Source organism: Stenotrophomonas sp. 05L44_2, from assembly GCF_056665995.1.
Map to the genome: position 1 here is coordinate 1 of NZ_JBFTNR010000111.1, position 7,783 is coordinate 7,783.

Annotated in this window: 7 protein-coding genes; 6 read left to right on the top strand and 1 reads right to left on the bottom strand. The window is 64.1% G+C overall.

What is annotated here, in order from left to right:
• The first annotated feature begins 125 nt into the window (after nucleotides 1-125).
• On the top strand, nucleotides 126-1,283 hold the full coding sequence (locus AC1VAN_RS05835; RefSeq protein ID WP_442251106.1) for an MFS transporter: 1,158 nt from the start codon (nucleotides 126-128) through the stop codon (nucleotides 1,281-1,283).
• A gap of 142 nt (nucleotides 1,284-1,425) precedes the next feature.
• Here the strand turns inward: AC1VAN_RS05835 and AC1VAN_RS05840 are convergent, their stop codons facing one another.
• Nucleotides 1,426-2,319: a LysR family transcriptional regulator gene (locus tag AC1VAN_RS05840; protein WP_032974737.1), complete on the bottom strand. Its 894-nt coding sequence runs from the start codon at nucleotides 2,317-2,319 to the stop codon at nucleotides 1,426-1,428.
• Between the two features lie 109 nt (nucleotides 2,320-2,428).
• On the opposite strand from AC1VAN_RS05840, the gene AC1VAN_RS05845 reads away from it, so the two are divergent.
• From AC1VAN_RS05845 to AC1VAN_RS05865, 5 genes are all read left to right on the top strand, one after another.
• Nucleotides 2,429-3,487 carry an alpha/beta hydrolase gene (locus AC1VAN_RS05845; RefSeq protein WP_480985439.1) on the top strand — a complete coding sequence of 353 codons (1,059 nt, stop codon included), beginning with the start codon at nucleotides 2,429-2,431 and terminating at the stop codon, nucleotides 3,485-3,487.
• The gene (locus AC1VAN_RS05850) at nucleotides 3,484-4,686 is read left to right on the top strand and encodes an MFS transporter (RefSeq protein ID WP_480985440.1); all 1,203 of its coding nucleotides are present in this window, start codon (nucleotides 3,484-3,486) and stop codon (nucleotides 4,684-4,686) included. Before AC1VAN_RS05845 ends, AC1VAN_RS05850 begins: the two co-directional genes overlap by 4 nt.
• 163 nt (nucleotides 4,687-4,849) lie before the next feature.
• Nucleotides 4,850-5,476, top strand: a complete 627-nt coding sequence (locus AC1VAN_RS05855) for a TetR/AcrR family transcriptional regulator (protein WP_442251109.1) — start codon at nucleotides 4,850-4,852, stop codon at nucleotides 5,474-5,476.
• A 65-nt stretch (nucleotides 5,477-5,541) separates the two neighbouring features.
• Entirely contained in the window at nucleotides 5,542-6,654 is a 1,113-nt protein-coding gene (locus AC1VAN_RS05860; protein ID WP_442251110.1) for an efflux RND transporter periplasmic adaptor subunit, read from the top strand.
• Nucleotides 6,651-7,783 (top strand): efflux RND transporter permease subunit (locus AC1VAN_RS05865; RefSeq protein ID WP_480985441.1); only part of this gene is annotated, 1,133 nt, incomplete at its 3' end. The genes AC1VAN_RS05860 and AC1VAN_RS05865, both read left to right, overlap by 4 nt.

Below are 7,783 nucleotides of genomic sequence, written 5' to 3' on the forward strand. Positions count from 1 at the left end.
CCTAGACTCTCGGCTGCACGATTGCACTGGGATCTTTGATGAGTAATGACGTAGCTGATGCCGCAGACGCACCTGATTCTGTGGCCTGGAGTAGCGGGGAACCTTCTTCGTCGGCATGGGTAGCGGTGTTTTCGCTGGCCATGGGTGTCTTCGGGCTGCTCACCGCCGAATATCTGCCTGCCAGCCTGCTGACGCCGATGGCGGCGGACCTTGGGGTGTCGGAGGCGCTGGCTGGTCAAGCAGTGACGGTCACCGCTGTAGTGGCCCTGTTCGCTGGCCTGCTGGTGCCGCGGCTCACCCGTTCGATAGACCGGCGCCTGGTGCTGTTGAGTTTCACGGGTCTGATGATCCTCTCCAACGCCCTGGTGGCATTGTCGTCCAGCATGGGCGTCCTGCTGGTGATGCGCGTCCTTCTGGGCATCGCGCTGGGCGGTTTCTGGAGCATGGCAGCGGCCGTGGCCATGCGGTTGGTGCCGCCGCAGCGCGTGCCTCGCGCGCTTTCCATCATTTTCAGCGGCATTGCGGTCGGCACCGTGGTTTCCGTTCCTTTGGGGAGCTACCTGGGAGGTCTGCTGGGCTGGCGCAGCGCCTTCTGGGCTGCGACGGCGGTAGGTGGACTCACGTTTGCGTTCCAGTGGTTCACGCTGCCCCGAATGGCCCCGCGCAAGGCGGCAGTCCCAGAGTCGGTGGTGGGGCTCCTGCGCCGGCCAGGCGTTGCGGTAGGCATGCTGGGCTGCGTTCTGGCGCACACCGGTCAGTACTCGCTCTTTACGTACATCCGCCCAACGTTGGAGAGCCTGGGGCAGATGAGCGCGGATGGCCTGGCGCTGATTCTGCTGGGATTCGGGGTGGCGAATTTCGTTGGCACCCTGCTGGCCGGCTGGCTCATGGAGCGCAGCTTGAAAGTCACGTTGGTGATCATGCCCGCCTTGGTTGGCGCAGCCGCGCTGGGCATGCTCCTGTTTCCGGTGGGCGTTGGCGGGCTGTCGGTCCTGGTCGCGCTCTGGGGCCTGGCCTTCGGTGGCGTGCCCGTGGCCTGGTCGAGCTGGGTTGCACGTGCGGTGCCCGATCAGGCCGAGAGCGCCGGCGGGATGGTGGTCGCTGCTGTGCAGTCTTCCATCGCCGCGGGTGCCGCTTTGGGCGGCCTGGTGTTCGGGTTCGGGGGCATTGTTGCCGTGCTCACCGTTGCTGCGGCGGTGATGCTCATCGCGAGCCTGCTCATTGCGTTCCGTGTCAGGGTGAGTTCGGCGACGTTGTCGGCGGGTCCGGTGTTTCACATCTAGCCGTCATCTGTCCTGAGCGTCCTACTGGGTATCAAGCCGGTGATCGACCGGGTATTTTCGTGCGCTGAAGTACCTGAGGCGTTCAGCCGGCGCGGGCAATGCTGGACGCGCTGATCTTGTCGGCCTGGTGTCGCCCCGGACCTCAGGCATCTCGCCTCAGCCAGGCCACCAGCGCCGAAAATGCCGGCGAGGGCTGCCGACGGTTCGGGTAATACAGGTGATAACCGGGGAAAGGCAAGCACCACTTGTCCAGCACGGCAACCAGCCGCCCCTCGGCAATGTGGTCGGCAACCATCGGCTCAGGCGCATACGCCAGGCCCAGTCCATCCAGTGCGGCATTGATGACGTGGATCATGCTGTTGAACACCAGTTGCCCATCACCGCGCACGGTGAATTCCTTGCCCTTCTCTTCGAACTCCCAGGCATAGATGGCGCCGTTCGGGCGATGCCGGATGTGCACGCAGCGATGTTGCGTGATATCGGCAGGCTTCCTTGGCTTGGCGTGCCTCTCGAAGTAGTCGGGGGATCCAACCACCACCAGGCGCCAATCCGGTCCGACCCTGACCGCGATCATGTCCTTGCTGAGCGCCTCACCCAGCCGGATGCCGGCGTCGAAGCGCTGTTCAACCACATTGGTGAAGCCGTAATCGACGTAGAACTCAAGTGTGATGTCCGGATACTCGGCGAGGAAACCGGCAAGGCGAGGGCGGACGATGGTCTCCATGGAATCGTCCGTACAGGAGATACGAAGAGTTCCGGCCGGGCGGTCGCGCAGATCCCCCAGTGCCTCGACGCTGGCGACGATGGCCTCGAAATGCGGTGCAATGGAGCGCATCAGGCGCTCGCCCGCCTCGGTCAGGGAGACGTTGCGCGTGGTCCGGGCCAGCAGGCGGATGCCCAGGCGCTCTTCCAGCAGCCGCATGGAATGGCTGAGCGCTGAGGGCGTAACACCGAGGCGGACAGCTGCCCTGGTGAAGCTCTGCTCCTGTGCCACCACCAGGAAGGCTTGCAGATCATTGGTCTTCACGCCGTTCATGGGCCAATTGTGAGCGCAACTCAATAATGCATCAACTTTCAGCCGGCTTATCGCGGTAGCGGGCGGCGCCTATCGTGGCGACCTGAGTCCCCACTGAGGCCGTCCGCACATGAAACCCACCACGCTGCTGTTGGCACTGATCGCCAGCCATTTCGTTCCGCAGTCGGCCTTGTCCGCTGAGGCGTCGGCGGCCACAAGAACCGCTGGCGCCGACAATTTCTACAGAAGCGCCAGCGTAAAAGGCGAGCGCGTCAGCTTCCGCAACCAGTACCAGATGGAAGTGGTCGGGACGCTGTACCGGCCTCAGGGCCTGACGCATGGCGGCCGCGCACCCGCCGTGGTGGTCGGACACCCGATGGGCGCGGTAAAGGAGCAGAGCTCACAGCTGTATGCGCAGAAGCTGGCTGAGCAGGGTTTCGTTACGTTGGCGATCGATCTTTCCTTCTGGGGAGAGAGCGCGGGTACCCCGCGGCACCTGGTGTCGCCTGAAATCTATTCGGACGACGTCAGCGCGGCGGTGGAGTTCCTGAGCACGCAGTCGTTCGTGGATCCGCAGCGGATTGGTGGCCTGGGTATCTGTGGCAGTGGCAGTTTCGTGATCAGCGCAGCCAAGATCGACCCGCGCATCAAGGCAATCGCTACGGTCAGCATGTATGACATGGGCGCCGCCGCGCGCCAAGGTCTGAACCACGCGCAATCGCTGGAGCAGCGCAGGCAGATGATCAAGGCTGCAACGGACCAGCGTCTGGTCGAGTTCAACGGCGGGCCGGCAGTCCATGTACCTGGCACCGTGAACAAGCTCGAGGCCGATACGTCCGAAGTGCAGCGCGAGTTCTTTGATTTCTACCGCACGTCGCGTGGCGCTTACACTGCCGAAGGCGAGCGCAGCGACTTGACCACCCAGCCGCTGTTCAGCAGCTTGGTCAAGTTCGTCAATTTCTACCCCTTCAACGATATCGAGACCATCTCGCCCAGACCGATGCTGTTCATCTCTGGYGACCACGCCCACTCGCGTGAGTTCAGCGAGGACRCGTACCGCAGGGCAGGGCAGCCGAAGGAGCTCTACTGGGTGAAGGATGCCGGTCATGTAGACCTGTATGACCGCACCGACCTGATTCCCTTCGCAAGGTTGGCGACGTTCTTCCAGCAAGGCCTGGCTGGGAAATGAGCAGCAACGACGCGACGTCCGACCGGGCCAACTGGGGCGGGGTGCTGGCAATGACGCTGTGCGTGTTCGCACTGATCGCCTCTGAATTCATGCCGGTGAGCCTGCTTACGCCCTTGGCGGCTGACCTTGGCGTGAGCGAAGGGCTGGCCGGGTATGGGATTGCCATCTCTGGTGCCTTCGCCGTGCTGACCAGCCTGTCGATCTCCCGCTTGGCCGGGAGCATCAACCGGAAGACAGTGCTGCTGACGCTCACCGCATTGATGGCGGTATCCGGCGTGGTGGTGGCATTGGCTCCCAGCTACCCGATCTACATGATGGGCCGGGCATTGATCGGCGTGGTGATCGGTGGCTTCTGGTCGTTGTCTGCGGCTACGGCCATGCGGCTGGTGCCAGCAGCGCGGGTGCCGCGAGCACTGGCGATCTTCAATGGCGGCAACGCGCTGGCAACGGTAGTGGCTGCCCCCTTGGGCAGCTACCTTGGCGGCGTGATCGGATGGCGTGGGGCATTCCTGTGCCTCCTGCCTGTGGCCGCCATCGCGCTGGCATGGCAGTGGCTGTGTCTTCCTTCCATGGCCGCAGAACGACGGCAATCCCGGGGCGGGGTGCTGGCCCTGTTGCGGCGGCGGGTGGTGATGTTGGGAATGGCGGCGTGCGGCATCTTCTTCATGGGGCAGTTTGCCTTGTTCACCTATGTGCGCCCGTTCCTGGAAAAGGTCACGGGTGCAGGGGAATCCGCCGTTCCGCTGGTGCTGCTGGCCATTGGTGCAAGCGGCGTTGTGGGCACGCTCGCGATCGGGGCATTCATCAGGCGTGGTCTTTATCGCACACTGGTGGCCGTCCCGATCCTGATGGCGGTGATTGCCGCGGCGCTCGTGGCGCTGGGGCCTCAACTCTGGCCGACGGCCGCACTGTTTTCGGTATGGGGTCTGCTGGCCACGGCTGYGCCGGTGGGTTGGTGGAGCTGGCTGGCACGCACGTTCACCAACAACGCTGAAGCGGGCGGCGGGCTGATGGTAGCGGTGGTGCAGTGCTCGATCGCGCTGGGTTCCAGCCTTGGCGGCCTGCTGCTGGACAGTGCCGGTTTCGCCTGCACATTCCTGGCCAGTGCGGGCTTGCTGCTGTTCGCGGCATTGCTCGCCTATGTCACGGCCGCCGATGCTGCGTCCACATCCGGCTCGGCGGTTGCCGTAGAGGCATGAGGCTGATGAGGCGCGCGACGAGGATCATTGGGCAGCTGCTTTCGCTTTGCCTTGCCTGCTCTTCTGCCGGAGCTGAAAATCAAACAGCCGCCGGGCGGGTGGTGGACCGATACCCAAACGGTCACCATTTGCCGGCGTGACGGCGCGGCGCTACGCTTCCACGATGTCTACTTCGACCTCCGCAGCACTCGACGGCGGGCGCGGCCCCGCCGAGCACGACGTGCGCACCCAGATCATCGTGGCCGCCACCGCGCATTTCAGCCATTACGGCTACGACAAGACCACGGTGTCCGACCTTGCCAAAGCCATCGGTTTTTCCAAGGCTTACATCTACAAGTTTTTTGCCTCCAAGCAGGCCATTGGTGAGGTGATCTGCGCCAATTGCCTCGGTCAGATCGAAAGCGAGGTTCGTCAGGCCCTGCAGGGGGTGCAAGCGCCTGACGATAGGCTGCGTGTGTTGTTCACCGTCATTGTGGAGGCCGGTCTTCGCCTGTTTCTGCAGGATCGGCGCCTGTATGAAATCGCCGTCGCCGCCGCGACGGATCAATGGCCATCAGCGAAGGCGTATCAAGACCGGATCGGGCAGCTTGTTGAAAACATCATCAAGGAGGGACGTGCCTGCGGAGCGTTCGAGAGCCGGACATCACTTGAAGAGACCGGCCGCGCGGTCTATCAGGTCCTGCTTCCTTATCTGAACCCGGTGACGCTGCCGCACCTGGCGCCCTTGCACGAAGAAGCGCCCAAAGCCTTGCAGGAGCTGGTCCTCAGGAGCTTGCAGCCACACCGGTAGTGACTATTGACGAAATGAGTCACTAGGAACAAAATGCGTCCGGACACCCCACTCCGGAAGGCCGCATGCGTCGCCGTTTTGTACTCCCAGCCATTTCCTGTGTTGTTCCGTTGCTCCTTGTGGCCTGCAGCAGGACGGGTGAAAGCGACCCCCGAACCGCGCCGCCCATCGTCCGGGTCGCCCAGGTGCAGCCGGACACGGGAAATGCGCGGACCTTCACTGGCATCGTCGCCGCACGGGTGCAGAGCGATCTGGCCTTCCGGGTGGGGGGCAAGATCACCGAGCGCCTGGTCGAGACGGGGCAGACGGTCAAGCGCGGCGACGTGCTGTATCGAATTGATCCCATCGATCTGAACCTGGCCGCAGCGTCCCAGCAGCAGGCCGTCATCGCAGCCCGTGCGCAGAATGTGCAAGCCACCGCGGACGAGGCGCGCTATCGCGACCTGGCGGCCAAGGGCGTTGTATCCCGGTCGGCCTACGATCAGATCAAGGCTGCCGCAGACGCGGCGTCCGCGCAGCTCAAGGCAGCCGAAGCCCAAGCCCGTGTCGCGCGCAATGCCAGTCAGTACACGGCACTTGTTGCCGATGCCGATGGGGTGGTCATGAACATTCTGGCCGAGCCCGGCCAGGTCGTTGCAGCGGGGCAGATCGTCGCCCGGCTTGTCCGTGCAGGCAGCCGCGAGGCCGTCGTCCAGCTGCCCGAGACACTTCGGCCGCAGATCGGCTCGGCAGCGTCCGCTTCCCTGTTCGGGGCAAGTGGCAGGATTCCGGCACGGTTGCGTGTGCTCTCTGAATCGGCAGACCCCGCAACCCGCACCTTTGAGGCCCGCTACACCCTGGAGGACGGCAGCACGGCATTGCCGTTGGGATCCACCGTGGCGGTAGCGGTTGAAGGCACCGCAGCTGCAGGCAGGGCGGGGGGCGTTGAGGTCCCATTGGGCGCGGTGTTCGATCCCGGCAACGGGGCCGGTGTCTGGGTCATCGGGGGCGAGCCACTCAAAGCCCGTTGGACGCCGGTAGTGGTCAAGCAATTGGGTGACGACCAGGCCCTGGTTGAGGGCGCGTTGAGTGCATCCGACCGCGTGGCCGCGCTGGGCGCGCACCTGCTCCGCGAAGGGCAGGTGGTTCGCCTGGCCGATACCGCCACGACCACCGCTGGCAAGGGAGCCCACCCGTGAGTGGGTTCAACCTGTCGGCGCTTGCGGTGCGCGAGCGCGCGATTACCGTCTTTCTGATCTTCCTGGTCTCGGTTGCCGGCATCGTGTCATTCTTCCAGCTGGGCCGCGCAGAGGACCCGGCGTTCACTGTCAAGGTGATGACAGTGATCACGGCGTGGCCGGGTGCCACGCCCACGGAGATGCAGGACCAGGTGGCCGAGAAGCTGGAAAAACGCCTGCAGGAGCTGCGCTGGTATGACCGCAGCGAAACATATACGCGTCCCGGCCTGTCTTTCACCACGCTGACCCTGCAGGACGGTACGCCTCCTTCGGAGGTGCAGGAAGAGTTCTACCAGGCGCGCAAGAAGATGGCCGACGAAGCCGCAAACCTGCCCGCAGGTGTCATCGGCCCAATGGTCAATGACGAATACGCCGATGTCACCTTCGCGCTGTTCGCGTTGAAAGCCAAGGGCGAGCCGTTCCGCGCGCTTGCACGTGACGCCGAAACCCTTCGCCAGCGCCTGCTGCATGTCCCGGGGGTAAAGAAGGTCAATATCATCGGCGAGCAGTCCGAGCGGATCTATGTGGAGCTTTCCCACCAACGTCTGGCCAACCTGGGCATCACGCCGCAGGCAGTGTTCGCCGCGCTGAACGGGCAGAACGCGTTGACGCCCGCCGGCTCCGTGGAGGCCAAGGGCCCGCAGATTTTCATCCGCCTCGACGGCGCGCTGGATCAGCTGCAGAAGATCCGGGATACCCCCATCGTTGCGCAGGGCAGGACGCTGAAGCTGCAGGACATCGCCACCGTCAAGCGCGGCTATGAAGATCCGTCGACCTTCATGATCCGCAACGGGGGCGAGCCCGCCATGCTGCTCGGGATCGTCATGCGCGACGGCTGGAACGGCCTGGATCTGGGCGCCTCGCTCGACGCTGAGGTCAAGAAGATCAACGACGGCCTGCCGGTGGGGATGGCCTTGGAGAAAGTCACCGATCAGGCGGTGAACATCAGCGCCTCGGTCGACGAGTTCATGATGAAGTTCTTCGTCGCACTGCTGGTGGTGATGGTGGTGTGCTTCGTCAGCATGGGCTGGCGCGTCGGCATCGTGGTGGCAGCTGCCGTACCGTTGACGCTGGCCGCGGTGTTCATGGT

What these genes read in the sequence shown, in the direction of transcription:
- AC1VAN_RS05840 (WP_032974737.1), bottom strand. Translation starts at nt 2,319, where the DNA reads ATGAACGGCGTGAAGACCAATGATCTGCAAGCCTTCCTGGTGGTGGCA.
- AC1VAN_RS05855 (WP_442251109.1), top strand. Translation starts at nt 4,850, where the DNA reads ATGTCTACTTCGACCTCCGCAGCACTCGACGGCGGGCGCGGCCCCGCC.
- AC1VAN_RS05860 (WP_442251110.1), top strand. Translation starts at nt 5,542, where the DNA reads ATGCGTCGCCGTTTTGTACTCCCAGCCATTTCCTGTGTTGTTCCGTTG.